Raw genomic sequence first — 25,798 nt, 5'->3', positions numbered from 1 at the left:
ACCCCGACATTCCGGACCCCAACCCCCGCCAACCTCATGATCGCCATCCCGACCCGGCCGCCTCTTGCCGGACCGACCCGCCGCCGCGGTCGGTGATCAAGGAGTTTGTGTCCCAAGTGGAGATCAACCCCGACACAAACCCCTTGATCAACGGGGAGGGGTGCGCGCGCAGTAGGCGCGGCCGGGGTGGCGTGATCATGAGGTTGGCGGTGATTGGCGTCCGATTTGTCGCCGTCAACTTCATGATCGACGCGTCGAGGGTCGAGCTGGACCGGGGCGGTGATCAAGGGGTTTGTGTCCGGGAGGGAGGTCGACTTGGACGCGAACTCCTTGATCAACCGGGAGGCGGGGAGGGGTGCGGGGAGGGTGCGGAGGAGAGGGGGAAGGGGAGGGGCGCGGGGGTCAGGCGGGGATGGGGAGGGGCGGGGTGGGGGTGGCGGGGCGCTGGCGCTTCGGGGGGTCGGCGGGGCGGGTCACCGCGGTGGAGCCACGCACGACCAGCTCGGGCCGGAACAGGTACTCGGAGTTCGGTGAGGGGTGCCCGTTGATCTCGTCGACCAGGGCCCGCACCGCTGCCACCGCCATGGCGGCGACCGGCTGGCGCACTGTGGTCAGCGGCGGGTCGGTGAACGCCATCAGCGGGGAGTCGTCGTACCCGACCACGGAGATGTCGCCGGGCACCGACAGCCCGCGCTGGCGGGCGGCCCGGATCGCGCCGAGCGCCATCAGGTCCGAGCCGCAGACGAGCCCGGTCACGCCGCGCTCGATCAGCCGGCCGGCGGCGGCCTCGCCGCCCTCGACGCCGAACAGCGACAGCTCGGTCAGCTCGGCCAGCTCGTCGGAGGTGATGTCGGTGAGCCGCCCCATCGCGGCCTTGTAGCCGGCGACCTTGCGCTGCACCGGCACGAACCGGTCCGGGCCGGTGATCAGGCCGATCCGGCGGTGTCCGAGCGCGACGAGGTGGGCGACCGCGAGTTCGGCGGACTCCCTGTCGTCGCAGGAGACGAACGGCGCGGGGATGCCCGGGGCGTACCCGTTGATCATGACGATCGGCAGCGGCCGGGCTAGCAGCGTGCGGTAGCGGTCGTGGTCCGCCGCGGTGTCGGCGTGCAGGCCGGAGACGAAGACGATGCCGGAGACCTGCCGGTCCAGCAGCATCTCCACGTACTCGTCCTCGCGGACGCCGCCCGGGGTCTGCGTGCAGAGCACCGGTGTGTAGCCGGTGGGGGCGAGCGCGGACTCGATGATCTGGGCGAACGCCGGGAAGATCGGGTTGTCCAGCTCCGGCACGACCAAGCCGACCAGTCCGGCGCTGCGCTTGCGCAGCCGGGCGGGACGTTCGTAGCCGAGTACATCGAGGGCGGTGAGAACCGCCTGCCGGGTCTCGGGGGCCACGCCGGGGCGGTCGTTGAGCACCCGCGACACCGTGGCCTCGCTGACTTCAGCCTGTTGGGCGATGTCGGACAGTCGAGCGCGCATGTGCGGCACTTTAGCCCAACGGCAAAGTCTTGCGTACACTTCTGCAAGCCCTTCCATTCTCTGCAACCTCTTGCTAACGTCCCCGCAACATGCGAGAGCAGCGGCGCAGCATCTCGGCGCCGGTCAGCAAGAACTTTCAGAGGTTTCCACTGGCGGGCCGCCCTTCCCCCGGCGGGCCGCCATGACGACAGGAGTACCGATGCGCATCCGTACCGCGGGTGTGGTCGCCGTCCTCGGCCTGGCGCTCGCCGCCTCCGGCTGTGGTGACAGCGGCAGCGACGACAAGCCGGCCGCCGGCGAGTCCAAGGCGACCGGCGGCAAGCTGGTCATCTGGGCCGACGACAAGCGCACGGCCGCCCTCAAGCCGTTCGCCGAGGAGTTCGGCAAGGAGAACGGCGTGACCGTCGAGGTCCAGGCCGTCTCCAAGGACCTGCAGACCAACTTCGTCACCGCCTCGCAGCAGGGCAGCGGCCCGGACGTCGTGGTCGGCGCGCACGACTGGATCGGCAACCTGGTCCAGAACGGCGCCATCGACCCGGTGCAGCTCGCGGCCGAGCAGAAGTCCGGCTTCAACGAGACCGCGATCAAGGCCGTCACGTTCAACGGCCAGCTCTACGGCGTGCCCTACGCCACCGAGAACGTCGCGCTGATCCGCAACACCGAGCTGGCCCCCGAGGCGCCGAAGACGATCGAGGACCTCGTCGCCACCGGCAAGAAGCTCAAGGCGGAGAAGAAGGCCAGCGAGATCCTGTGCCTGCAGTCCGGCCAGAACGGCGACGCGTACCACATCTACCCGCTCTACACCTCGGGCGGCGGCTACCTGTTCGGCACCGCGGCGAACGGCGACTACGACCCGAAGGACCTGGGCGTGGGCAAGCCGGAGTCGATCGCTGCCTTCCAGAAGATCGCCAAGCTGGGTGAGAAGGGCGAGGGTGCGCTGAAGCGCTCCATCACCGGCGAGAACTCCATCGCCACCTTCACCGGCAAGAAGTGCGCGTTCCTGGTCTCCGGCCCGTGGGCCGTGGCCGACGCGAAGAAGGCCAACATCGCGTACGACATCTCCCCGGTCCCCGGCTTCGCCGGCGGCAAGGAGGCCCAGCCGTTCGTGGGCGTCCAGGCGTTCTACGTGGCCTCCAAGGGCAAGAACAAGGCCCTGGCCCAGGAGTTCGTCACCAACTACGTGACCAAGCCCGAGCTGGCCGTCGCGCTGTACAAGGCCGAGCCGCGCCCGCCGGCGCTGACCGCCGCCTTCGACCAGGTCAAGGGCGAGGACCCGGACCTGGCCAAGTTCTCCGAGGCCGGCAAGAACGGCCAGGTGCTCCCGGCGATCCCGGCCATGGCCGCGATCTGGGACCCGTTCGGCAAGGCGGAGGCCGCCATCATCGGCGGCGCCGACCCGGCCAAGACGATCACGGCCGCCGGCAAGACCATCCAGGGTCAGATCAAGTAATGAGCACGCCGCTGTCCGGCCCGGGGTCTGCACCGCAGGCCCCGGGCCGGGAGCCCGTACGCCGTGGGCTCCCGCGCACGTCCCGTACCGCGCGGCAACACGCGCCGATCACCGCGACCGGCCTCGTCGTCAAGGTGGTCCTGCTCGGCCTGGTGGCCGGGATCGCGATCTGGGCGGCCTTCCCGCTCATCGAGGCCGAACACTGGCTCGCGCTGGGCGTCCTGGCGGTCACCACCGCCGCCCTGTTCTACCTCTACCTGAGCCGCCGGCACATCCCGGCCAAGTACCTCGTCCCCGGCACGCTGTTCCTGATCGCGTTCCAGGTCTTCCCGGTGCTCTACACCGCGAGCACCGCGTTCACGAACTTCGGCGACGGCCACCGCGGCAGCAAGGACGAGGCGATCGTCGCCGTGCAGACCTCGTCGGTGAAGCAGGTGCCCGGCTCGACCGAGTACAACCTCACCATCGCCACGAAGGGCGACCCGGCAACCGGCTCGCTGATCTTCCTGCTCAGCGACCCGAAGACCAAGGAGGTCTTCGCCGGCGACGCGGACGGGCTGCGCAAGCTCGACGCCGCCGACGTGGACGTGAGCAGCCTCAGCGGCAAGATCACCGCCGCGGACGGCTACACCCTGCTGAACATCGGGCAGGCCAGCGGTCGCAGCGACGCGATCACCGCGCTGATCGTGCCCACCGACGACGGCGCCATCCGCTCCAACGGCCTGACCCGGGCGTACGAGGGCAAGGCCGTCCGGGCGTACGACGCCGGGTGCGACTGCGTCAAGGACAGCGAGACCGGCAAGACGTGGACCGCCGACGAGAAGTCCGGCTCCTTCGTCGCCGCCGACGGCGAGCGCCTCGCCCAGGGCTGGAAGGTCAACGTCGGGCTGAAGAACTTCAGCACCGTACTCACCGACCCGAACATCTCCGGCCCGTTCTTCGGCACGCTCGCCTGGAACTTCGCGTTCGCGATCGGCTCCACCGGCCTGACGTTCCTGCTCGGCATGGCCATCGCGCTCGCGCTGCACTCACCCCGGATGCGCGGGACGAACTTCTACCGGGTGCTGCTGATCCTGCCGTACGCCATGCCGTCGTTCGCGATGCTGCTGATCTGGCGGGACATGTTCAACACCGACTTCGGCCTGCTCAACAACCTGTTCGGGCTGAACGTCGACTGGTTCGGCGGCAACTGGTCGGCCCGGATCGCGGTGCTGCTGGTGCAGTTGTGGCTCGGCTATCCGTACATGTTCCTGGTGGCCACCGGCGCGTTGCAGGCCATCCCACGGGAGCTGACCGAGGCGACCTCGGTCGACGGCGCGTCGCCCTGGCAGTCGTTCCGGGCGGTCACCCTGCCGCTGCTGCTGGTCGCGCTCTCGCCGCTGCTGATCGCGTCGTTCGCGTTCAACTTCAACAACGTCAACGCGATCCTGTTCACCACAGAGGGCGGACCGTTCGCGCCGGACAACCCGCGTAACGGTGCCACCGACCTGCTGATCACCTACACGTACCGGCTCGCGTTCGGCGCACAGGGCGCCGAGTTCGGCCTGGCCGCCACCGTCTCGATCTTCATCTTCGCGATCGTGGCGACGGTCTCGGCGATCAGCTTCCGGCGGACCCGCAAGCAGGAGGAGGTGTACTCGTGACCACCATCGCGGAGACGCCCGCACCCACTGCCACCCGCGGGCCGGCCCGCCGGTCGCGTGGACGCTGGTTCGCGCAGGTCGGCTGGCGGCACGTGGTCGGAGTGCTGGCGGTGGCGTTCAGCCTCTTCCCGATCCTGTTCGTGATCTCGGCGGCGTTCAACCCGCTCGGCACGCTCTCCTCCACCGAGCTGCTGCCGACCGGGGCGTCGCTGGAGAACTTCACGAACCTGTTCGATCAGACCCCGTTCGCCCACTGGTTCCTCAACTCGCTGCTGCTGGCGGGCGTGGCCAGCTTCGCGTCGATCTTCCTGTCGTCGCTCGCGGCGTACGCGTTCTCGCGGATGCGTTTCGCCGGGCGGCGGGTCGGCCTGCTCGCGCTGCTGCTGATCCAGATGTTCCCGCAGTTCCTGGCGATCGTGGCGATCTTCCTGATCTTCACCACGCTCACCGACCTCTACCCGTCGATCGGGTTCAACACCCCGTGGGGCCTGTTCCTGCTCTACATGGGTGGCGCGCTGGGCGCGAACACCTGGCTGATGAAGGGCTTCTTCGACACGCTGCCGAAGGAGCTGGACGAGTCGGCGACCATGGACGGCGCGTCGCACGTGCAGGTCTTCTTCCGGATCATGCTGCCGCTGGTGGCGCCGATCCTGGCGGTGACCGGCCTGCTCGCGTTCATCGGGTCGATCAACGAGTTCATCATCGCCAACGTGTTCCTCACCGAACCCGAGGCGAAGACGCTCGCGGTCGGCATGTACGGCCTGGTGGCCGGCGAGCGCAACAACAACTTCGGGATGTTCGCGGCGGGCACGCTGCTCACCGCGATCCCGACGGTGCTGGTGTTCCAACTGCTCCAGCGCTACATCGTCTCCGGACTCACCTCCGGAGCGGTAAAGGGCTGAGCCTCCTCGGCTCACGCTGCGGCAAGGGCGTCGTGTCGGCGTACACCGGAGCGGTTCTCGGGCGGACCGCCGCGGTCGGGTGAACCGGCCGCGGCGGGTGCCCGCCCCCTCTCCCTGTCGGTACGACGCGAAAGGCAGCGCCATGTCCCTTCAGCCGCACCACGACGGCTCCGCCACCTACGTCCCGGAGCAGGAGCCCGCGCTCGGCCAGACCGTCCCCGTCTTCGTGCGGGTGCCGGCCGGCTCCGGCGTCTCCCAGGTGCACGTCCGCACCACCGGCGACGGCGAGCCGCGCTTCGCCGAGGCGCGGGTCGACCGCACCGAGAACGGCGACGTGTGGTGGCGGGCCGACGTCGAGGTCCGCAACCCGGTCAGCAACTACCGCTTCCTGCTCGACGGCGAACGCGGCACCCGCTGGCTCAACGCCGCCGGCCTGGCCGGGCACGACGTGCCGGACAACGGCGACTTCAAGCTGGTCAGCTACGCCCCGCCGCCGGCCTGGGCCCGCGACGCGGTGATCTATCAGATCTTCCCGGACCGGTTCGCCCGCTCGGCCGCCGCCGACGGCCGGACCGTGCCGGACTGGGCCATCGGATGCGACTGGGACACCCCGGTCATCGGTCGCGGCCCGGAGACGCCCCGCCAGTTCTACGGCGGCGACCTCGACGGCGTCACCGAACACCTGGACCACCTGGACCGGCTCGGCGTCAACACCGTCTACCTCACGCCGGTCTTCCCGGCCCGCTCCAACCACAGGTACGACGCGTCGAGCTTCGACACCGTCGACCCGCTGCTCGGCGGCGACGCGGCGCTGGCCCGGCTCGCCGACGCGGTGCACGCCCGGGGCTGGCGGCTGCTGGGCGACATCACCAGCAACCACACCGGCGACGCCCACGACTGGTTCACCGCCGCCGTCTCCGACGTGCACGCGCCGGAGCGCGACCTGTACTACTTCGACCTGCCCGGCTCGGACTACGAGTCGTGGAACGGGGTGAAGTCGCTGCCGAAGCTGAACTGGGGCAGCAAGGAACTGCGCCGCCGGTTCGCCACCGCCGAGGACTCGCTGCTGCGCCGCTGGCTGCGCCCGCCGTACGGGCTGGACGGCTGGCGGGTCGACGTGGCGAACATGACCGGGCGGCGGGGTGCGGACGCGTACACCCACGAGGTGGCGCGGCTGCTGCGCGAGGTGGTCGCCGATACCCGGCCGGACGGGCTGCTGCTCGCTGAGCACGGCCACGACCACACCGGTGACCTGGACCGCGACGGCTGGCACGGGACGATGAACTACGTCGGCTTCACCGACCCGGTCTGGTCCTGGCTGCGCCACGGCGACGACCCGGTGCCGAACTTCCTCGGCACCCCGGGCGGGGTACGGCGGCGCGACGCGGGCGCGGTGCTCGCCACCATGAACACGTACCGGTCGCTGGTGTCCTGGCGGTCGTACACGCACTCGTGGCAGCTGCTCGGCTCGCACGACTCGGCCCGGATCCGCACCGTGGTCGGCGACGCGGCCCGGCAGGAGGTCGCGGCCGGACTGCTCGCCACCATGCCCGGTACGCCCGTGGTGTTCGCCGGGGACGAGCTGGGCCTGACCGGTACGAACGGGGAGGGCTCGCGTACCCCGATGCCGTGGCACCGGCCCCAGAGCTGGGACCGGCGCACGTTCGAGGCGTACCGGTCGTTGCTGACGCTGCGCCGCGACGAGCCGGCGCTGCGGCACGGCGGCCTGCGGTGGGTGCACGCCGACGCGGACACGCTCGTCTTCCTGCGCGAGTCGGCCACGTCGACGGTGCTGGTGCTGGCGAGACGCGCCGCAGGCACCCCGGTCCGCCTGACCGGCGTGGGCGCCGCAGACAACGTCTACGGCAACGCCCCCGCCCTCCACCCCGACGCCGAGGGCACGGTGACCCTCCCGGCCGAGGGCCCCACGTTCCAGGTCTGGCGCCTCCGCTGACCCCTGTCCCCACCCCGCGATCTTGCGGTTCCGGCCCGTGTCGCGCGGCTTTCGTCCCGGATGCCGGGGCGGAAACTGCAAGATCGCGGGGGAGGGTGGTCACGGTATGACGGCAGGTCGGCGGGGTGACTACTACGTTGCGTCGTTGATGGGAGAGGATGGGGCGCGTGGAAGCTCTTCGACTGATTCTTCTCTACGTCCATCTGATCGGTTTCGCGCTGCTGCTCGGCGGCGGGATCGCCCAGTACGTCACCGGCAAGCTGCGCATCAACGCGGCCATGCTCTGGGGCGCGATCATCCAGGTGCTCACCGGCATCGGGCTGTCCGCTCCGCTGCGCGACGGGGACGAGCCCGCCCCGGCGAAACTTGTTACCAAGTTGGTGCTCGCGCTGCTCATCTTCGTCATGGTCTTCTTCTCCCGTAAGCGGGAGACCGTCAACCGTGGCCACTTCCTCGCGATCGTCGGGTTGACGCTGGTCAACGCGGCCGTCGCGGTGTTCTGGCGTTAGTTCGCCGCGAGTCGGGGAAGCTCGGGAAAACGGACGTTCGCGACACCACCGCGCACGCCTACCGGCCGGAGAAGTGACGTGCCCCACCCAAGGGTTACGCCGGGGTAACGGACGCTCAACAGTCGTGCACGATTGTCGGCCGGTGGGTGGGCGCGGGCGTACGCTCCCGTCCGTAACGTGGGACGCCGGCGGCACACCGCAGGCCGGCGAAAGGGCTGCACACCGCGCACGACGCGGGGTGCAAGGGGAAGGAGACGTCTTGCGCTCTGTGCGTGGGATGCGGATTGCCTCCGTCATTGCGGCGGGTGGACTCGTGCTGGGCGCTGCCGCTTGTGGTGAGGCTCCGGACGACGACAACAACGCCGGCGGCGACGGCGGCAAGAAGTTCAGCGCCTGCATGGTGACCGACGTCGGCGGCGTCGACGACAAGTCCTTCAACGCCTCGGCCTGGAAGGGCCTGCAGGAGGCGCAGAAGGAGAACGACAAGATCGACATCAAGTACGTCCAGTCGAAGGCCGAGGCGGACTACGAGGTCAACCTGACCGGGTTCGTCAACCAGAAGTGCGACTTCATCCTGGCCGTCGGTGGCCTGATGTCGGACGCCACCAAGGCCGCGGCTGAGAAGAACCCGAACCAGCAGTTCGCGATCGTCGACGCCAACCCGGGTGTGTCGAACGTCTACCCGATGCAGTTCGACACCGCGCAGGCCGGGTTCCAGGCCGGCTACCTGGCCGCCGGGATGAGTAAGTCCGGCAAGGTCGGCACCTACGGCGGCCTGCCGATCCCGCCGGTCACCATCTTCATGGACGGCTTCGCCGACGGCGTGGCGTACTACAACAAGGCCAAGAGCAAGAACGTCCAGGTGCTGGGCTGGGACAAGGCCGCCCAGAAGGGCTCCTTCGCCAACTCGTTCGAGAAGCAGGACGAGGGCAAGAAGGTCTCCGACGCGCTCGTCGCGCAGGGCGCCGACATCGTGATGCCGGTCGCCGGTGGCGCCGGTCTGGGCACCACCTCCGCGGCCAAGGCCTCGGGCGGCAAGTACTCGGTCGTCTGGGTCGACATCGACGGCTGCGAGAGCACCCCGGACTGCGCGGCGATCCTGACCACCGTGGTCAAGAACATCCCGGACGCCGTCAAGGAGGCCACGCTGAAGGCCGCCGGTGGCGAGAAGCTGGCGTCCACCCCGGGCTTCGTGGGCACGCTCGCCAACAACGGCGTCTCGATCGCGCCGTACCACGACTTCGACAGCAAGGTCCCGGCGGACCTGAAGGCCGAGGTCGACAAGATCAAGGCGGACATCGCCGCCGGCACCATCACCGTCACCTCGAAGGCCCAGCCGACCAAGTGACCGTCCGGCCGGTCCCCACAGTGCGATCATCGGCAGCGGGGGCCGGCGGGCACCAGGCATGACGATCCGGCCGTCCCGGCGCAACGGGGTCCGCACCCCAGCGCCGGGGCGGCCGATCACCTTGAATCCCCTCACACCCCCACCCGGCGCGGTGGCGGCGCGGCAGATCGCTACGCTGCACCATCGCTCGCACTCCAGGAGGTTGCGCTGAGACTCGAACTGCGCGGCATCACCAAACGGTTCGGTGATCTGGTCGCCAACGACCACATCGACCTGACGGTGGAGCCTGGAGAGATCCACGCCCTGCTCGGCGAGAACGGCGCCGGCAAGTCGACCCTGATGAACGTGCTCTACGGCCTCTACCAGCCGGACGAGGGCGAGATCCTGGTCGACGGCAAGCCGCTGAAGCTGAAGGGTCCGTCGGACGCGATCGCCGCCGGGATCGGGATGGTGCACCAGCACTTCATGCTGGTGCCGGTCTTCACCGTGGCCGAGAACGTGATGCTCGGCGCCGAGCAGGTCAGGGGGCCGTTCGCCGGCATCCTCGACCGGCGGCGGGCCCGGCGTGAGGTCGCCGAGGTGTCCGAGCGGTACAACCTGCGGGTCGACCCGGACGCGGTGATCGAGGACCTGCCGGTCGGCATCCAGCAGCGGGTGGAGATCGTCAAGGCCCTCACCCGCGACGTCGACCTGCTGATCCTCGACGAGCCCACGGCCGTGCTCACGCCGCAGGAGACCGAGGAACTGCTCACCGTCATGCGGTCGCTCAAGGCCGCCGGCAAGTCGATCGTGTTCATCACCCACAAGCTGGGCGAGGTGAAGGCGATCGCCGACCGGATCACGGTGATCCGGCGCGGGAAGACCGTCGGCACCGCCGAGCCGAGCGCCAGCCGGGACGAACTGGCCGCGCTGATGGTGGGCCGCAGCGTCCGGCTGACAGTGGACAAGAAACCGGCCACCCCCGGCAAGCCGGTCCTGGAGGTCTCCGGCCTGGTCGTGGACGACGACCGGCAGGTACGCGCGGTCGACGGCGTCGACCTCACCGTGCACGCCGGCGAGGTGCTCGGCGTGGCGGGCGTGCAGGGCAACGGCCAGACCGAGCTGATCGAGGCGATCATGGGCCTGCGCCCGGTGCTCGCCGGCACGATCAGCCTCGACGGCGAGCCGACGCACGGCTGGTCGACCAAAAAGGTGCTCCGCGCCGGCGTCGGCTACGTGCCGGAGGACCGCAGCGTGGACGGCCTGGTCAAGGAGTTCTCCGTGGCGGAGAACCTGGTGCTGGACATCTACGACCGGCCGCCGTTCGGCAAGGGCCTGTCGCTGAAGCCCGACGCCATCGCCAAGTCGGCGCGGGAGCGGATCGAGCAGTTCGACGTCCGCACCTCCTCGGCCGACGCGGCGGTCGGCACGCTCTCCGGCGGCAACCAGCAGAAGGTGATCGTGGCCCGGGAGCTGTCCCGGCCGCTGAAGCTCTTCATCGCCGCCCAGCCCACCCGGGGCGTGGACGTCGGCTCGATCGAGTTCATCCACAGCCGGGTCATCCGCGAGCGGGACATCGGCACCGCGGTCATGGTGGTCTCCAGCGAACTGGACGAGGTGATCGGCCTGGCCGACCGGATCGCGGTCATGTACCGCGGCCGGATCATCGGCATCGTCGGCCCGGACACCCCGCGCGAGGAGATCGGCCTGCTGATGGCCGGTATCACCCCGGACGCCGCCACCCCGGACGCCGCCACCGTGACCGAGGACGGCCCTGGCAACGAGGACGAGGCATGACCAACCCGAACCCCGTCTCGGGCTCGCCGGACAAGGAACCGGCGACCGAGGCGCAGGAGTCGCTGAGCGAGGCCCGGGCGACGCCGACGCAGCCGGCCGGTGACACCGAGCAGACGGTGCCCGCCACCGCGACCGCGAAGAGGCCGGAGCCGGCCGGGGAGTCCCGTCCCGGCATGGGCCGGATGTTCCTGGACAACCTCTGGGCGGCCAACACGTTCACCGTGACGGTGCTCGCGGTGCTGCTGGCCATGGTGGTCGGCGCGGTGCTGATCATCGTGTCCGACCCGGAGGTGCTCGCCACCTACAGCTACATCACGGCTCGCCCCTCGGACGCGCTGAACGCCAGCTGGACGGTGGTCAGCGAGGCGTACGCGAACCTGTTCAAGGGCGCGATCTTCGACCCGGAAGCGGTCGGCTTCACCGCCGCCCTGAGCCCGATCTCGGAGACGCTCACCTACGCCGCGCCGCTCGTCTTCACCGGTCTGTCGGTGGCGCTGGCCTTCCGCGGCGGCCTGTTCAACATCGGCGCCCAGGGCCAGGCGACGATCGCCGTCATCCTGGCCGCCGTGGCCGGCTTCGCGCTGCCGCTGCCGCCCGTCGTGCACCTGCTGGTGGCGCTGATCGCCGGTGCGCTCGGCGGCGCGCTCTGGGGCTTCATCCCCGGCATCCTGAAGGCACGGGCGGGCGCGCACGAGGTGATCAACACGATCATGCTCAACTACGTGGCGGTCTACTTCCTGTCCTGGATCATCGTTCAGAACGGGGTGCAGAACCCCAACCGGTCGGACGCGATCAGCAAGCCGGTCGAGTCCACCGCGCAGCTGCCCCGCCTGCTCGGCGACGACCTGCGGGTGCACGCCGGCATCCTGCTCGCGGTGGCGGCCACCTGGTTCATCGCCTGGCTGCTCAACCGCTCCACGCTCGGCTTCGAGCTGCGGGCCGTGGGCGCGAACCCGGACGCGGCCCGGACCGCCGGCATCAGCGTCACCAAGACGTACGTCCTGGTGATGGTGTTCGCCGGCATGCTTGCCGGTCTCGGCGGCTCGACCATGGTGCTCGGCACCACCGCCACCGCGCTGACCCCGCTGGTGATCGCCCAGATCGGCTTCGACGGCATCCTGGTCGCGCTGCTCGGCCGCGTGAAGCCGTGGGGCGTCCTCCTGGCCGCACTGCTGTTCGGCGCGCTCCAGGCCGGCGGCAACCGGATGCAGTCCTACTCCGGCATCTCGCTGGAACTGGTCACCGTGCTCCAGGCGCTCATCGTCATCTTCATCGCCGCGCCTGCCCTGGTGAAGACGATCTTCCAGCTCCGGGCGGCCCGCGCCGCCCGGTTGCAGACGAGCCTCGCGAAGGGCTGGTGAGCATGTCCACCACCGCTGTCCCCGAGGTCGCCGTTACCGCGGTCGACGAGGGTTTCTGGACCCGTAACCGGAAGATCGGCGCGGTCCTGCTGGCGCTCGGTGTGCTCGCGGCGGTGCTGTTCGGCGCGCTCGCGACCGACCAGCACGCGCGGTTCACGCTCAGCGAGACCGAGGGCGGGGCCGCCCTGGAGATCAACGGTACGGTCGGCGCGATCCTGTTCGGGCTGATCACCGCCGCGGCCGGGGGCGCGCTGCTGGCCGGTGTGCCCAAGCGCTGGTTCATGCTGCTGCTCGGCGCCGGGCTGGTCGCCTTCGTGCTGAGCTTCCTGTGCTGGCAGGTCTCCGCCGCGCCCGAGGGGCGCAACTTCATGCCGCTGGTGAACGTCGTCCGCGGCACGTTCATCCTGGCCCTTCCGCTGATCTTCGGTGCGCTCGCCGGTGTGCTCTGCGAGCGTTCCGGCGTGGTGAACGTGGCGATCGAGGGCCAGCTCCTGATGGGCGCGTTCTCCGGTGCGCTGTTCGGCAGCATGTCCGGCAGCGTCTGGGTGGGCCTGGTGGCCGCCGCCATCGGCGGCGCGTTCATCTCGTTCCTGCTGGCCGTGTTCTCCATCCGCTACCTGGTCGACCAGGTGGTCATGGGCATCGTGCTCAACCTGCTCGCGGTCGGCATCACCGGCTTCCTCTACGAGCGGCTGATGCAGACCGACGCGGCGAAGTACAACAGCGCGCCCCGGTTCAGCAACTGGGAGATCCCGCTGCTGTCCGACATCCCGCTGCTCGGTCCGGCGCTGTTCCGAGGCAACATCTTCCTCTACCTCGGTCTGCTGCTGGTGCTGGTCATCCACCTGGCGCTGTTCCGTACCCGGTGGGGCCTGCGGACCCGCTCGGTGGGCGAGCACCCGACCGCGGCGGACACGCTGGGCGTGAAGGTGCTGCGGCTGCGCTACCGCAACGTGATCCTGGCCGGTCTGGTGGCCGGCGTCGGCGGCGCCTCGTACACGCTGGCGCTCTACTCGTTCACCAAGAACATGATCGGCGGTAAGGGCTTCATCGCCCTGGCCGCGCTGATCTTCGGCCGGTGGAGCCCGACCGGTGCGCTGCTCGCGGCGCTGTTCTTCGGCTTCGCCGACCAGCTCGCCACCTACCTGGGTGCGATCGGCAGCAGCATCCCGAGCCAGTTCCTGGCGATGCTGCCGTACCTGGCGACGATCCTGGCCGTGGCCGGGCTGGTCGGCAAGGTCCGGGCGCCGGCCGCCGACGGCAAGCCGTACATCAAGGGCTGACCGCCCACGCGACACAGTGCCCGGCGGGGCGACCCGCCGGGCACCGTCGTCTCCGGCCGCGTCCGCGACCGATCGGCGTTGAATTGGGCAGAATGGGAGTCGTGATGGAGATCGACTGGGAGCGGCTGCGTACCGCCGCCACCGAGGTCATGCGGCACGCCTACGTGCCGTACTCGAAGTTCCCGGTGGGTGCCGCCGCGCTCGTCGACGACGGTCGCGTCGTGGTCGGCTGCAACGTGGAGAACGCCGGCTACGGCGTCACGCTCTGCGCCGAGTGCGGCGTGGTCTCGCAGCTGCACGCGACCGGCGGTGGCCGGATCGTGGCGCTGTCCTGCGTCGACGCCACCGGTGAGCCGCTGATGCCGTGCGGCAGGTGCCGGCAGCTGCTCTGGGAACAGGGCGGGCCGGAGTGCCTGGTCGAGGCGAAGGGCGGGCCGCTGCGGATGGCCGAGCTGCTGCCGCACGCGTTCGACGTGGCCGACATCGAGGCGGTGACCGGCGAGCATCCGGTGCCTGTGGTGCCGGACCGGCTGGCCGCCTGGCGGGGCCGGGGCACCGTGTTCGTGCACCCCGACCTGTCGGCCGGGCAGCAGGTCTGGACGACGTACTGGGAGCGGTCGTCCGGTGAGACCGAGGACGCCGAGACCGGCGTGCTGGAGGAGGGCTCGACCTGGGACGACCCGGCCGAGGCGATCGCGTGGGGGCTGGCGCGGACGCCGCGCGTGGTTGTGGTGGACGCCTCGGGGACGATCTTCTGGGCTGGTGAGGGTGAGCCGCCTACGGAGATTCCGGTTCGCTGGGGTTGAGCTGGGGTTGCGGTTGGGGCCGGGGCCGACCGTGCCCGGCTCCGGGCGGTCAGGCTTGATCCCTCCGCCGGGCACGGTCGGCCCCGGCCGGACCTGGTCACCGTTCGCGGGTCGGTGCGGCCACGCGCGATCAAATTGATTGGATCTTGAGAAGTGAGTGCTTTTACGGCGGTTGACGTCATCCGGGCGAAGCGGGACGGGGGTGTGCTGAGCGACGGGCAGATCGACTGGGTGGTCGACGCGTACACCAAGGGTCTGGTCGCCGACGAGCAGATGTCGGCGCTGGCCATGGCGATCCTGCTGCGCGGCATGACCGCGCCGGAGATCGCCCGGTGGACCGCCGCCATGATCGCCAGCGGCGAGCGGCTCGACCTGTCGCCGGTGTCCCGGCCGACGGTGGACAAGCACTCCACCGGCGGCGTCGGTGACAAGATCACCCTGCCGCTGACCCCGCTCGTGGCCGCGTGCGGCGCGGCGGTGCCGCAGCTGTCCGGCCGGGGCCTCGGCCACACCGGCGGCACGCTGGACAAGCTGGAGTCGATCCCGGGCTGGCGGGCGGCGCTCACCAACGACGAGTTCATCGCCCAGCTCCGCGACGTGGGCGCGGTGATCTGCGCGGCCGGCGACGCGCTCGCCCCGGCCGACCGCAAGCTGTACGCGCTGCGCGACGTCACCGGCACGGTCGAGGCGATCCCGCTGATCGCCAGCTCGATCATGAGCAAGAAGATCGCCGAGGGGACCGGCGCGCTGGTGCTCGACGTGAAGGTCGGCTCCGGCGCGTTCATGAAGAACGTCGACGACGCCCGCGAGCTGGCCCGCACCATGGTCGAGCTGGGCGGCGCGCACGGCGTACGGACCGTCGCCCTGCTCACCGACATGTCCACCCCGCTCGGCCTCGCAGTGGGCAACGCGGTCGAGGTGACCGAGTCGGTGGAGGTGCTCGCCGGTGGCGGCCCGGCCGACGTGGTGGAGCTGACGCTGGCGCTGGCCCGGGAGATGCTCGACGCGGCCGGCCTGCCGGACGCCGACCCGGCCGCCGCGCTGCGCGACGGGCGGGCGATGGACGCCTGGCGCACGATGATCCGGGCGCAGGGCGGTGACCCGGACGCCCCGATGCCCACGGCGAACGAGGTCGAGCTGGTCACCGCGACCGAGGACGGCTGGGTCGCCGAGGTCGACGCGTACGCGATCGGGGTGGCCGCCTGGCGGCTCGGCGCGGGCCGGGCCCGCAAGGAGGACCCGGTGAGCATCCCGTCCGGCGTGGTGCTGCACAAGCGCCGCGGTGACCGGGTACGTGTCGGCGACCCGCTGTTCGAGCTGCGGGCCGAGCACGCCGAGCGGATGCCCGCCGCGCTGGCCGAGGCGCGCCGCGCGGTGCGGATCGCGCCGGACGCGCCGGACGCGACGCCACTGGTCGTCGAGCGGATCGGCTGACCGGGACCGGCCATGGTGCCGGCCCGGCCGGAGCCGCTATCCTCCCAGGCCAGGGGGGATCGGCCGGCGACGAGCCGAGGTGAGCAGACAGGGGCTTGACCGTGCGCGTACCCGCTCCCGATCCCCGGGCCGTCCGGGAGGCGAGCCTGGACGAGTTGTCCCGGCTGGGTCTTCCGCTGCCACCGCCGCAGTTCCCCCTGGTCTGGGAGCCGGGCGACGAGATCGAGCTGCGTCCGACCCCGGAGATCGAGTCGCGGATCGCGGTGCTGCACGTGATCCTGGCCCGCTGCTTCGGGATGCCCGCGCAGGCGGCGATGAGCTGGCTGCTGGAGTCGCACCTGGTCGACTCGGTGACGCCGCCGGAGTGGCAGTTCGTGATGGGCGGCCGGGGCGACCACAGGTCGTTCGTGCTGCACCACGACGCGCTGTTCTCGCTGGCCTGGGTGCTCGGGCTGGCGAAGGAACTGGACCCGACGGTTCCGGTGGACGAGCGGCTGGTCGAGCGGATGCCGAACCTGGTCGCGGGGGAGACGTTCGGTCAGTGGCGGGCCCGGATCCTGGCCGCGCCGCAGCACCCCGGTGACGCCGCGGCGCTGCTCGACCTGCACTACTGCCTGGACTGGGCGTACCTGGAGACCGAGAAGGCCGGGCGCGCGCTGCCGGGGCTGGTGGACGCCAACGCGATCGGGCAGCGCCGGTGGGCGCTGGAGTGGGCGGTGGTGCTGCGGGGGCCGTACCACGACGAGCCGCCGGGCTGGGAAGAGGTCGACCTCTCCACCTGAGCGGAGTCAGCGCGGGCGGTGCACCCCGAGCCGGACCGAGAGCGTGACCGGGACCGGCTCGGGCAGCGCGGCGATGCGCGCGGCGAGCCGTTTCGGGTCGGCGTGCCAGGCGCTCGGCCCCATCCCGACGAGCGTGGTGACCTCGGCGCGGGTCAACGCGAGCCGGGCCCGGTGCGCTGTCGCGGACTCCTCGGCGAAGTGGGCGCCGAGGCTGCCGGCGACCCGGTCGGCCTTGTCCGGGTCCACCCGCAGCAGGTCCAGCGCGTCGACGAGTTCGGTCAGGTGGTCGGCGGCCGGGGTGACCACCAGCAGCGCGCCGCCGGGGTCGAGCACCCGGTGGAACTCCGGGCCGTTGCGCGGCGCGAACACGTTCAGCAGCACGGCGGTGGACCGGTCGGCCAGCGGCAGCCGCTGCCAGGTGTCGGCCAGCGCGGCGGCGGCGCGCGGGTGCGCCCGGGCCGCGCGGCGCAGCGCCGGCTTGGAGACGTCCAGGGCCAGGCCGGCGGCGTCCGGCAACGCCGCCAGCACCGCCGCGAGGTAGTGCCCGGTCCCGGCGCCGGCATCGACCACCAGGGGGTACGGGTCGACGCCCGCGACGCGTACCGCTGTGGTGGAAAGCGCGGCGGCGACGGTGTCGTAGTGGCCGGCGGCGAGGAAGCCGGCGCGGGCGGCGACCATCTCGGCGCTGTCCCCGGTGTGCGGGGCGCGGCCGGTGAGCAGGTTGACGTACCCCTGCCGGGCGATGTCGAAGCTGTGCCCGCGCGGGCAGCGCAGTGCGCGTGCGGTGCCGGCGGTGGTCCCGGTGAGCGGCTCGGCGCAGACCGGGCAGCGCAGCCGGGCGAGGATGCGATCGTCCACGGCTCAGCCCTCCGCTGCCGGGCGGCCGGTGAGGTGGTCGATCACCCGCTGGCTGAGCGTGCCGAGCGCGGCCACCTCGGCCGGGGTGAGCCGGTCGATCAGGTGCCGGCGGACGGCCGCGACGTGCCCGGGCGCGGCGGCCTCGACGGCCCGGCGCCCGGCCGGGGTGAGGACGACGACCGAGCCGCGGCCGTCGGTGGCGCACTCCTCTCGGGTGACCAGGCCGCGTTGCTGCATCCGGGAGATGTGGTGGGACAGGCGGCTGCGGGACCAGAGCATCCGGTCGGCCAGTTCGCTGAGGCGTAGCCGCTGTTCCGGGGTCTCGGACAGGTCGCTCAGGACGTCGTAGTCCGGCTCGGAGAGACCGGCGTCCTGCATCAGCTCCCGGGCCAGTTCCAGGTCGAGCAGGCGGCGCATGCGGCGGTAGCCGCGCCAGGCGCGGTCCTCCTGCTCGTCCAGCCAGCGCGGTTCGTCCATGCGGTGATCGTACCGGTGTTGTTGACATGTCACCAAGTTGCGCCCTAGGTTGATGACATGTCAACCAAACTGCCGTCGCGGCTGGTGCGGCTGGTCGCCGGCCTGGCCCTGTTCGGCGTCAGCGTCGCGCTGATGGTCCGCGCCGACCTCGGGCTCGCGTCCTGGGACGTGCTGCACCAGGGCCTCGCCGACCGCACCGGCCTGCCGATGGGTCTGCTGGTCAACGGCGTGGCGCTGCTGGTGCTGCTGCTGTGGATCCCGCTGCGGCAGCGCCCGGGCATCGGCACCGTCGCGAACGTCGCACTCGTCGGCCTGGCCCTCGACGCGACGCTGGCAGTGCTGCCGCCGGTGGACCCGCTCGCCGGCCGGATCGGCCTGCTGGTCGCGGGCGTCCTGCTCAACGGACTCGCCACCGCGCTCTACCTCGGTGCCCGCCTCGGCCCCGGCCCGCGGGACGGGCTGATGACCGGTCTGGCCGCCCGCGGCCTGCCGCTCGGCCCGGCCCGCACCGGGATCGAGGTGACGGTGCTGGCGGTCGGCTGGCTGCTCGGCGGCGCCGTCGGCCCCGGCACCCTGCTCTACGCGATCGGCATCGGGCCGATCGTCGCCTGGTTCGTTCCCCGGCTCACCGCCCCGGCCCCCGTCCCGACAGGAGTGACCTCACCATGCCCCGCCTGACCGTCATCGTCGCCAGCACCCGCCCCGGCCGGGTCGGCCGCCGCATCGGTGACTGGTTCACCGCCGCCGCCGTCCGCCACGCCGGCTTCGACGAGGTACGCCTCCTCGACCTGGCCGACGTCGGACTGCCCTTCCACGACGAGCCGCACCATCCGTCCGAGCGGGTCTACCTGCACGAGCACACCCGCGCCTGGAGCGCCGAGATCGACGCCGCGGACGCCTTCGTCCTGGTGATGCCGGAGTACAACTACGGCTTCAGCGCGCCCCTGAAGAACGCGATCGACTACCTCTACCACGAGTGGCAGCACAAACCGGTGGGCTTCGTCAGCTACGGCATGACCTCCGGGGGCCTGCGCGCGGTGCAGATGATCAAGCAGGTGGTGACCACGCTGAACATGACCCCGGTCAACGACCAGGTGGTCGTCTTCCTGCGGCAGGCGCTGGACGAGGAGGGCGAGCTGCGACCCGACCCGGGCCGCGAGGAGGCCGCCGCGCTGATGCTCGACCGGCTCGCCCGGCTGGCCACCGCGCTCGCGCCGCTGCGGACCGGAGTGGCGCGGTGAGCGCGGTGAGCGCACGGCTGTGGGAGCTGTTCGGCGAGCGCGGGCGCGGGGTGCTCGCCACGCTGCGCCGGGACGGCCGCCCCCAGCTGTCCAACCTCGACTACCTGGCCGAGCCGGGCCTGATCCGCTGCTCCACCACAGGTGACCGGGCGAAGGTGCGCAACCTGCGCCGCGACCCCCGGGCCAGCTTCCACGTGACCACCGCCGACGGCGGGGCGTACGCGGTCGCCGAGGGCACCGTGACGCTCACCCCGCCGGCCGCCGCCACCGACGACGCCACGGTCGAGGAACTGGTCGAGGTCTACCGCCGGATCCGGGGCGAGCACCCGGACTGGGCCGAGTACCGGGCCGCGATGGTGGCCGACGGACGGGTGGTGCTCCGGCTCGGGGTGGAGCGGGTGTACGGCTGGCGTCCCTGAACCGGCCCGGTCCACCGCCACGCCCGTACCGGGGGTGACTAGGGTCTGAGCATGGTCGCAATCTCGTACGAGGACATCGTCAAGGTCCCGAAGGCGCTGCTGCACGATCACCTCGACGGCGGCCTGCGGCCCGCGACGATCGTCGAGCTGGCCGCCGAGGTCGGTCACGAACTGCCCACCACCGACCCGGCGGCGCTCGGTGTCTGGTTCACCGAGGCGGCGAACTCCGGCTCGCTGGAGCGCTACCTGGAGACGTTCGCGCACACGGTGGCGGTCATGCAGACCCCTGCCGCGTTGCGCCGGGTCGCTCGCGAGTGCGCTCTGGACTTGGCCGCCGACGGCGTGGTCTACGCCGAGGTGCGGTTCGCGCCGGAGCAGCACCTGGAGCAGAACCTGACCCTGGACGAGGTGGTCGACGCGGTGGTCACCGGGTTCCGGGAGGGCAGCGCGCTGGCCGCCGAGGCCGGCACCCCGATCCGGATCGGCACGCTGCTCACCGCGATGCGGCACGCGGCCCGCTCGCAGGAGATCGCCGAGCTGGCCGTGCGGCACCGCGACACCGGGGTGGTCGGCTTCGACATCGCCGGCGCGGAGGCGGGTTTCCCGCCCACCCGGCACCTGGACGCGTTCGAGTACCTCCAGCGGGAGAACTTCCACTTCACCATCCACGCCGGTGAGGCGTTCGGCCTGCCGTCCATCTGGCAGGCGATCCAGTGGTGCGGCGCCGACCGGCTCGGCCACGGCGTCCGCATCGTCGACGACATCACCCCGGGCAACCCGCCGGTGCTGGGCCGGCTGGCCGCGTACGTACGGGACAAGCGCATCCCGCTGGAACTGTGCCCGTCGTCGAACGTGCAGACCGGAGCTGCGGCCTCGATCGCCGACCACCCGATCGGGCTGCTGCGCGACCTGCGGTTCCGGGTGACTGTGAACACCGACAACCGGCTGATGAGCGGCACCTCGATGTCGCGGGAGATGGCGCTGCTGGTGGAGGCCTTCGGCTACGGCTGGAAGGAACTCCAGTGGTTCACCATCAACGCGATGAAGAGCGCGTTCATCCCGTTCGACGAGCGGCTGCGGATCATCGACGAGGTGATCAAGCCGGCGTACGCCGAGATGATCGGCTGATCACGACCGGCGGGGGTGGCCGGAGAGCAGTGCGGCCACCCCGCGCAGCACCTGCCCGGCCCGGGCCGCCTCGGCGCCCAGCCCGGTCTGCCGGCGCAGCACGGCCGGCTCGGCGCGCAGCAGCGCGACTCCGCGCCGGAGCAGCACCCGGGGCGCCTTGCGCTGCTCGGTGAGATCCCGGGCGAGGCGGCGCAGGAACGTCGCGCCGCGCGGGCGGCGCAGCGCGTACGCCCCGGCGAGCAGCCCGAGTCGCCGGCACTCGGCCACGATCTCGGCCGCGAAGATCCCCTCGGCCACGAAGATTGGCGATCCGTCGACATCGAATGGCCGGGTGGCTACCCGACGGTCCGCGCCGATCGCATAAACCGGCACTTCGGCCTTGCCCTCCCGGGCCAGTCGGGCGATTGTTTGCACCGCCATGTCCGCATCCCAGGACAAGGGGGACTCCCAATCCACCTGTCCGTTTCGACGCGGACACGTAGGGTCATCGCCGTCCTTGTAGAAGTCGTCCAGGCAGAGCACCGGAAGTCCGGTTCGCTGGGCTATGTATGACTTTCCCGACCCGGAGGGGCCGGCGAGCAGGACGACGCGGTGCGGGTGTTCCATTACCTTCAGTGACTCCGGCCAGACGGATTGCTATCAAATTGCATCAACATCTCATCACACCTCTGGTGAGGGACAACCTGGTCTTTCTCTTTGCGGAGCGGCGTGATGGAATCTCGGAGGTCCGACCCGCCGGGTCGGTCGCTCGGCGTTGCCCTCAGGGTGGCGCGGGGCGCGGTAATGCGAGGGCGGTGACGTGAGCAAACGGCCAACGACGGCGGGCTCCTTCCTGTCGCGGCTGCGCCGGCCGATGAGTCGGCTGCGCGACATGCCGATCTGGTCCAAGCTCGGTCTGATCATGATCGTGCCGACCATCGCCACGGTCGTGGTGGGCACCAGTGGTCTGGTCGACCACCTGGAGACGCTCAACAATGCCAACCGGGCGGGGGATCTGGCCAACCTGATCGGCTACTCGGGTGACCTGGTCGACACCGTGCAGGACGAGCGGGTCGGCGCCGTGCTCTTCCTCGGCGCGAAGGAGTTCCAGACCCGGGCGCAGTACCAGGAGGGCTACAACCGGGCCAACCAGCGGGTGGACCAGGCGAAGTCGCCCTACCTGCGGCAGCGTGGCGAGATCGACGACCTGCCCCGCAACTTCGTCGGGCTGCTGGACACGATCGACACCCAGCTGAAGGACCTTCCGGCGACCCGGAGCCAGGTGCTGAACGGCAAGCTCAAGATCAATGACGCCGACCAGGCGTACCGGCAGCTGATCGAGGACCTGCTCGCGATCCGCGACTCGGCCACCCAGCTCGCCGGCAACAACGACCTGAGCGACCGGATGCGCGCTTCGGCCGCCGTGGCCCGGCAGAAGGAATACCTGACCCAGCGCCGGGTGGTCGTCCACCAGGCGCTCACCCAGAACCAGTACACCGCCGCGCTGCGCGAGCAGTTCATCGCCAGCGGCACCGGCCAGTCGCAGTCGCTGGCGACGTTCCAGGCGGTCGCCACCGAGCCCGACAAGCTGTTCTACGAGCAGACCGTCTCCGGGCCCGACCTGCGCAAGGCCGACCGCTTCACCAGTTTCGTCTCGGGCAACAACAACGGCTCCATGGAGAACGCCCCGTTCGGGGCGGACCAGTGGGACCAGACCATGGTCGCCAACGCCAAGCTGATCCGTACCGTGGAGTCCCGGCTCGACGGCAACGTGGTCCGGCAGGCCGACGCGCTGCGTTCGGACACCCAGCGCCAGGTGTTCCTGGAGACCGGCCTGCTGCTCACCATGCTGCTGCTGGCCATCCTGTTCGCGTACCTGGTGGCCCGCTCGATGGCCCGCTCGCTGCGCGACCTGCGCCAGGGCGCCCTGGCGGTGGCCCAGTACGGGCTGCCGCAGGCGGTCGCCCGGCTGCGTGACCCGCAGGTGACCGGCCAGCTCTCCCCGGTCCAGCTGGCGAACCAGATCGCCGAACCGCTGCCGGTGCGCAGCAAGGACGAGTTCGGCCAGGTGACCGAGGCGTTCAACGCGGTCCACCTGGAGGCCGTCCGCACCGCCGCCGAGCAGGCTGCCCTGCGGGCGTCGGTCGCGACCATGTTCGTCAACCTGGCCCGCCGCTCGCAGATCCTGGTCGACCGGCTGATCGGCCACCTCGACCGGCTGGAGCGCGGCGAGGAGGACCCGGACCGCCTGGCCGAGCTGTTCCAGCTCGACCACCTGGCCACCCGGATGCGCCGCAACGACGAGAACCTGCTGGTCCTCGCCGGCGCGGACTCCACCCGTGTGCAGCGCGAGCCCGCCGCCCTGATCGACGTGCTCCGCGCCGCCCAGTCCGAGGTCGAGCACTACACCCGGATCGAGTTCGGCGTGATCGACAGGGACATCGAGGTCGCCGCCCACGCGGTGAACGACCTGGTGCACCTCGTCGCCGAGCTGTTCGACAACGCCACCGCCTTCTCCCCGCCGGACTCGCAGGTCATGGTGGAGGCCCGGCGGGTCGGTGACCGCGCCTCCCTGTACGTGGAGGACCGGGGCATCGGCATCAGCCCGGAGCAGCTCCGTGACCTCAACGAGCGGCTGGCCACGCCGCCGCAGGTGGATGTCGCGGTCTCCCGGATGATGGGCCTGGTCGTGGTCGCGCGGCTGGCCGCCCGGCACGGCGTCCGGGTCGAGCTGCGACCCGGAGCCGACCGGGGCACCGTCGCCGACGTGACGCTGCCGACCTCGGTCCTGGTGCCGCGTGCCCTGGCCGGTCGTGGTCCGGGCGCACCGGCGCTGCCGGCCGCCGGCCCGCAGCAGGGTGGTCCGGCGCCCGCGTTCGGCGCCCTCGCCGCCTTCGGCAACAACAACCCGCCGAGCCTGCCGCCGGCGCCGCACCCGGGCTCCTCGGGCAACCAGGTCACGCTCGGCGGACGCGCCTTCGACCCGGCGCCGCGCAACGGCTCGGGCACCCCGGCGAACGCCGGTGGCGGCCGTGCCATGCCGGCCTGGTCCGACCTGACCGGTGCCAACCCGTCCGGTGGGGACGGCGGTTTCGGCGGCCGGCCCTCCAACGGCCAGTCGATGGACTCGCTGCCGCAGCGGCGCAACCCGGGCGAGGGCGACCCGGGCACCAGCGGTCAGCAGCCGGCCATCCCGCGCCAGCTGCCGAGCAGCCCGGAGGCGCGGCCCTACAGCCCGCCGCCGGTCTCCGCGCCGCCGGTCCCGCCGGTGTCGGCGCCGCCGCTGCCCCCGGTCTCCGGCGCGCCGGTCTCCGGCAACCCGCTGCCGTACCGCCCGGTCTCGGCCGCCCCGGTCTCCGGCGACCCGTTCTCGGGCCGCCCGGTCTCCGCGGCGCCGGTCTCCGGCGACCCGCTGCCGTACCGTCCGGTCTCGGCCGCTCCGGTCTCCGGGCACCCCGCGTCGGCCGCACCGGTCTCCGGTCAGCCCACCGCCGGTCACCCGGCCTCCGCGCCGCCGGCGAACCAGCTGCCCGCGCGTCCGGTGCCCGCACCGGGTGTCAGCGCCCCGCCGGTCTGGCCCCCGGTCGCGCCGACCCCGGCGCCGGTGGCGCCGGAACGGCCCACCAGCGGCATGGACATGACCACCGAGCTGCCCCGGGTGCCGCGCACGGAGATGCCGGCCACCCCGCAGCAGGCGACCGGCCGTCCCGCCGCCGCCCCGCCCGCGGACCGGCCGTCCGAGGCCCGGCCCGCCACCCCGGCGGCTCCGGCGTCACGACCGGCCGTGCCGCAGCAGCCGGGCAACCGCCAGCGGTACGCGGACGAGACGATGGAGCTGCCGATCTTCCGGGAGCTGGAGTCGGCGTGGTTCCGCACCCGCCGGCCCGGGCCCAACGAGGAGTCGGCGGCCCCGGCCCCGACGGCGAACGGTGGCGACGCCACCCAGCAGTTCGCCAAGGTGGACACCGCCGGCCGGCCCGTGCCGCAGCCGACACCCGCAACGACAGGTAACACGCCGATGGCACACACTCCGACGGCCGGCGGAGCACCGCGTGACAACGGCGCGGCGAACGGGAACACGCGTCCCGCGTACACCGGCGGGCTGCCCACCCGGCAGCCGGCCGCGCCGCCGCAGCCCTCCTCCCCGTGGCAGACGGCGGCCGACGACGGCTGGCGTGCCGCCTCGGCGGCCACCGAGGTCCCGGTTGCGGAGACCACCCAGAAGGGCCTGCCGAAGCGGAAGCCGATGGCGCAGCTCGTGCCGGGCAGCATCGACAAGCCTTCTGCCTCGGTGCAGCGCCGGACGCCGGAGGGGGTCCGGGGCCTGCTCTCGGCCTACCATCGGGGCGTGCAGCGCGGGCGTAACACCGACAGCAACACGACCGGCCCGGAGGGCACTCCGGGCGGGCAGCAGTCCTCGCAGTCTGGCTCAGGCCCGGTGGCCGGGAGCGGGCAGAAGGAGCAACAAGGATGACTACTACGCAGGATCTCGGATGGCTGCTCGCCAACTTCGCCGACCGGGTGCCCGGTGTGGCGCACGCGGTCGCGGTCTCGGCCGACGGCCTGCTTCTCGCCTCGTCCCGTGACCTTCCGCGGGACCGCGCCGACCAGCTCGCCGCGATCGCGTCCGGTCTGGTCAGCCTCACCCAGGGCGCGGCCCGCTGCTTCGAGGGCGGGGCGGTGTTGCAGACAGTCGTCGAGATGGACAACGGCTTCCTGTTCCTGATGTCCATCTCCGACGGTTCGTCGTTCGCCGTGCTGGCGGCGCGGAGCTGCGACGTGGGCCAGGTCGGGTACGAGATGGCCCTGCTCGTGGACCGGGTGGGCGATGCCCTGACGCCGCAGCCGCGCACGGCTGTGGGGATGATGGGCTGAATGACGCGCTGGCCGGTGGGTCAGGTGCGGGAACAACAACGACAGCGACGAATGTCACCGGGGCGAGCCGGTGCCGGGTGCGAGGGAGGTGAGC

22 protein-coding genes are annotated in these 25,798 nt (G+C 71.5%); 18 read left to right on the top strand and 4 right to left on the bottom strand.

What is annotated here, in order from left to right; translation table 11 throughout:
- Positions 1-402: 402 nt before the first annotated feature.
- Complete coding sequence (locus O7604_RS05665; RefSeq protein ID WP_281579047.1) at positions 403-1,479, bottom strand: LacI family DNA-binding transcriptional regulator; 1,077 nt, start codon at positions 1,477-1,479, stop codon at positions 403-405.
- Between the two features lie 199 nt (positions 1,480-1,678).
- Between O7604_RS05665 and O7604_RS05660 the strand changes: the two genes are divergently transcribed.
- From O7604_RS05660 to O7604_RS05605, 12 genes are all read left to right on the top strand, one after another.
- On the top strand, positions 1,679-2,929 hold the full coding sequence (locus tag O7604_RS05660) for a maltose ABC transporter substrate-binding protein (RefSeq protein ID WP_281579046.1): 1,251 nt from the start codon (positions 1,679-1,681) through the stop codon (positions 2,927-2,929).
- Positions 2,929-4,572, top strand: a complete 1,644-nt coding sequence (locus O7604_RS05655) for an ABC transporter permease subunit (protein ID WP_281579045.1) — start codon at positions 2,929-2,931, stop codon at positions 4,570-4,572. Before O7604_RS05660 ends, O7604_RS05655 begins: the two co-directional genes overlap by 1 nt.
- Positions 4,569-5,474 carry a sugar ABC transporter permease gene (locus O7604_RS05650; protein WP_269702308.1) on the top strand — a complete coding sequence of 302 codons (906 nt, stop codon included), beginning with the start codon at positions 4,569-4,571 and terminating at the stop codon, positions 5,472-5,474. The genes O7604_RS05655 and O7604_RS05650 overlap by 4 nt, the downstream gene beginning before the upstream one ends.
- Positions 5,475-5,616: 142 nt before the next feature.
- On the top strand, positions 5,617-7,428 hold the full coding sequence (locus O7604_RS05645) for a glycoside hydrolase family 13 protein (protein WP_269702306.1): 1,812 nt from the start codon (positions 5,617-5,619) through the stop codon (positions 7,426-7,428).
- Between the two features lie 167 nt (positions 7,429-7,595).
- Complete coding sequence (locus O7604_RS05640) at positions 7,596-7,937, top strand: hypothetical protein (protein ID WP_269702305.1); 342 nt, start codon at positions 7,596-7,598, stop codon at positions 7,935-7,937.
- 277 nt (positions 7,938-8,214) lie between these two features.
- Positions 8,215-9,285 carry a BMP family ABC transporter substrate-binding protein gene (locus O7604_RS05635; protein ID WP_269706923.1) on the top strand — a complete coding sequence of 357 codons (1,071 nt, stop codon included), beginning with the start codon at positions 8,215-8,217 and terminating at the stop codon, positions 9,283-9,285.
- 207 nt (positions 9,286-9,492) lie between these two features.
- Positions 9,493-11,061 carry an ABC transporter ATP-binding protein gene (locus O7604_RS05630; RefSeq protein ID WP_281579921.1) on the top strand — a complete coding sequence of 523 codons (1,569 nt, stop codon included), beginning with the start codon at positions 9,493-9,495 and terminating at the stop codon, positions 11,059-11,061.
- Positions 11,058-12,422, top strand: a complete 1,365-nt coding sequence (locus O7604_RS05625) for an ABC transporter permease (RefSeq protein ID WP_269702304.1) — start codon at positions 11,058-11,060, stop codon at positions 12,420-12,422. Before O7604_RS05630 ends, O7604_RS05625 begins: the two co-directional genes overlap by 4 nt.
- A gap of 2 nt (positions 12,423-12,424) precedes the next feature.
- Positions 12,425-13,705: an ABC transporter permease gene (locus O7604_RS05620; protein WP_269702302.1), complete on the top strand. Its 1,281-nt coding sequence runs from the start codon at positions 12,425-12,427 to the stop codon at positions 13,703-13,705.
- A 104-nt stretch (positions 13,706-13,809) separates the two neighbouring features.
- The gene (locus tag O7604_RS05615) at positions 13,810-14,511 is read left to right on the top strand and encodes a cytidine deaminase (RefSeq protein WP_013283981.1); all 702 of its coding nucleotides are present in this window, start codon (positions 13,810-13,812) and stop codon (positions 14,509-14,511) included.
- 153 nt (positions 14,512-14,664) lie between these two features.
- The gene (locus tag O7604_RS05610) at positions 14,665-15,945 is read left to right on the top strand and encodes a thymidine phosphorylase (protein WP_281579044.1); all 1,281 of its coding nucleotides are present in this window, start codon (positions 14,665-14,667) and stop codon (positions 15,943-15,945) included.
- Between the two features lie 101 nt (positions 15,946-16,046).
- Complete coding sequence (locus O7604_RS05605) at positions 16,047-16,727, top strand: DUF4272 domain-containing protein (protein WP_269706920.1); 681 nt, start codon at positions 16,047-16,049, stop codon at positions 16,725-16,727.
- Between the two features lie 6 nt (positions 16,728-16,733).
- Here O7604_RS05605 and O7604_RS05600 read toward each other — a convergent pair whose 3' ends face one another.
- Both O7604_RS05600 and O7604_RS05595 read right to left on the bottom strand, forming a co-directional pair.
- Complete coding sequence (locus O7604_RS05600; RefSeq protein WP_281579043.1) at positions 16,734-17,585, bottom strand: putative RNA methyltransferase; 852 nt, start codon at positions 17,583-17,585, stop codon at positions 16,734-16,736.
- A 3-nt stretch (positions 17,586-17,588) separates the two neighbouring features.
- Positions 17,589-18,062 (bottom strand): MarR family transcriptional regulator, encoded by a 474-nt coding sequence (locus tag O7604_RS05595; protein ID WP_269702299.1) that lies wholly within the window; start codon positions 18,060-18,062, stop codon positions 17,589-17,591.
- 57 nt (positions 18,063-18,119) lie between these two features.
- Here O7604_RS05595 and O7604_RS05590 point away from each other — a divergent pair, with 57 nt between their 5' ends.
- From O7604_RS05590 to O7604_RS05575, 4 genes are read left to right on the top strand one after another with little or no spacing between them, the layout of a single operon-like run.
- The gene (locus tag O7604_RS05590) at positions 18,120-18,740 is read left to right on the top strand and encodes a hypothetical protein (RefSeq protein ID WP_281579042.1); all 621 of its coding nucleotides are present in this window, start codon (positions 18,120-18,122) and stop codon (positions 18,738-18,740) included.
- Positions 18,728-19,303 carry an NAD(P)H-dependent oxidoreductase gene (locus tag O7604_RS05585; protein ID WP_269702294.1) on the top strand — a complete coding sequence of 192 codons (576 nt, stop codon included), beginning with the start codon at positions 18,728-18,730 and terminating at the stop codon, positions 19,301-19,303. The genes O7604_RS05590 and O7604_RS05585 overlap by 13 nt, the downstream gene beginning before the upstream one ends.
- On the top strand, positions 19,300-19,722 hold the full coding sequence (locus O7604_RS05580) for a PPOX class F420-dependent oxidoreductase (RefSeq protein ID WP_281579041.1): 423 nt from the start codon (positions 19,300-19,302) through the stop codon (positions 19,720-19,722). Before O7604_RS05585 ends, O7604_RS05580 begins: the two co-directional genes overlap by 4 nt.
- A 51-nt stretch (positions 19,723-19,773) precedes the next feature.
- Positions 19,774-20,850 carry an adenosine deaminase gene (locus O7604_RS05575; protein ID WP_252453230.1) on the top strand — a complete coding sequence of 359 codons (1,077 nt, stop codon included), beginning with the start codon at positions 19,774-19,776 and terminating at the stop codon, positions 20,848-20,850.
- On the opposite strand, the gene O7604_RS05570 is transcribed toward O7604_RS05575, so the two are convergent.
- Complete coding sequence (locus O7604_RS05570; protein WP_269702288.1) at positions 20,851-21,147, bottom strand: hypothetical protein; 297 nt, start codon at positions 21,145-21,147, stop codon at positions 20,851-20,853.
- Positions 21,148-21,649: 502 nt separating this feature from the next.
- On the opposite strand from O7604_RS05570, the gene O7604_RS05565 reads away from it, so the two are divergent.
- Positions 21,650-25,303, top strand: coding sequence for a nitrate- and nitrite sensing domain-containing protein (locus O7604_RS05565; protein WP_281579040.1), 3,654 nt, complete (start codon positions 21,650-21,652; stop codon positions 25,301-25,303).
- Complete coding sequence (locus tag O7604_RS05560) at positions 25,300-25,704, top strand: roadblock/LC7 domain-containing protein (RefSeq protein WP_013283992.1); 405 nt, start codon at positions 25,300-25,302, stop codon at positions 25,702-25,704. Before O7604_RS05565 ends, O7604_RS05560 begins: the two co-directional genes overlap by 4 nt.
- Positions 25,705-25,798: the final 94 nt, after the last annotated feature.

Source organism: Micromonospora sp. WMMA1947 (genome assembly GCF_027497355.1).
Lineage (GTDB): Bacteria > Actinomycetota > Actinomycetes > Mycobacteriales > Micromonosporaceae > Micromonospora.
This window is presented reverse-complemented; position numbering and strand designations above follow the sequence as displayed.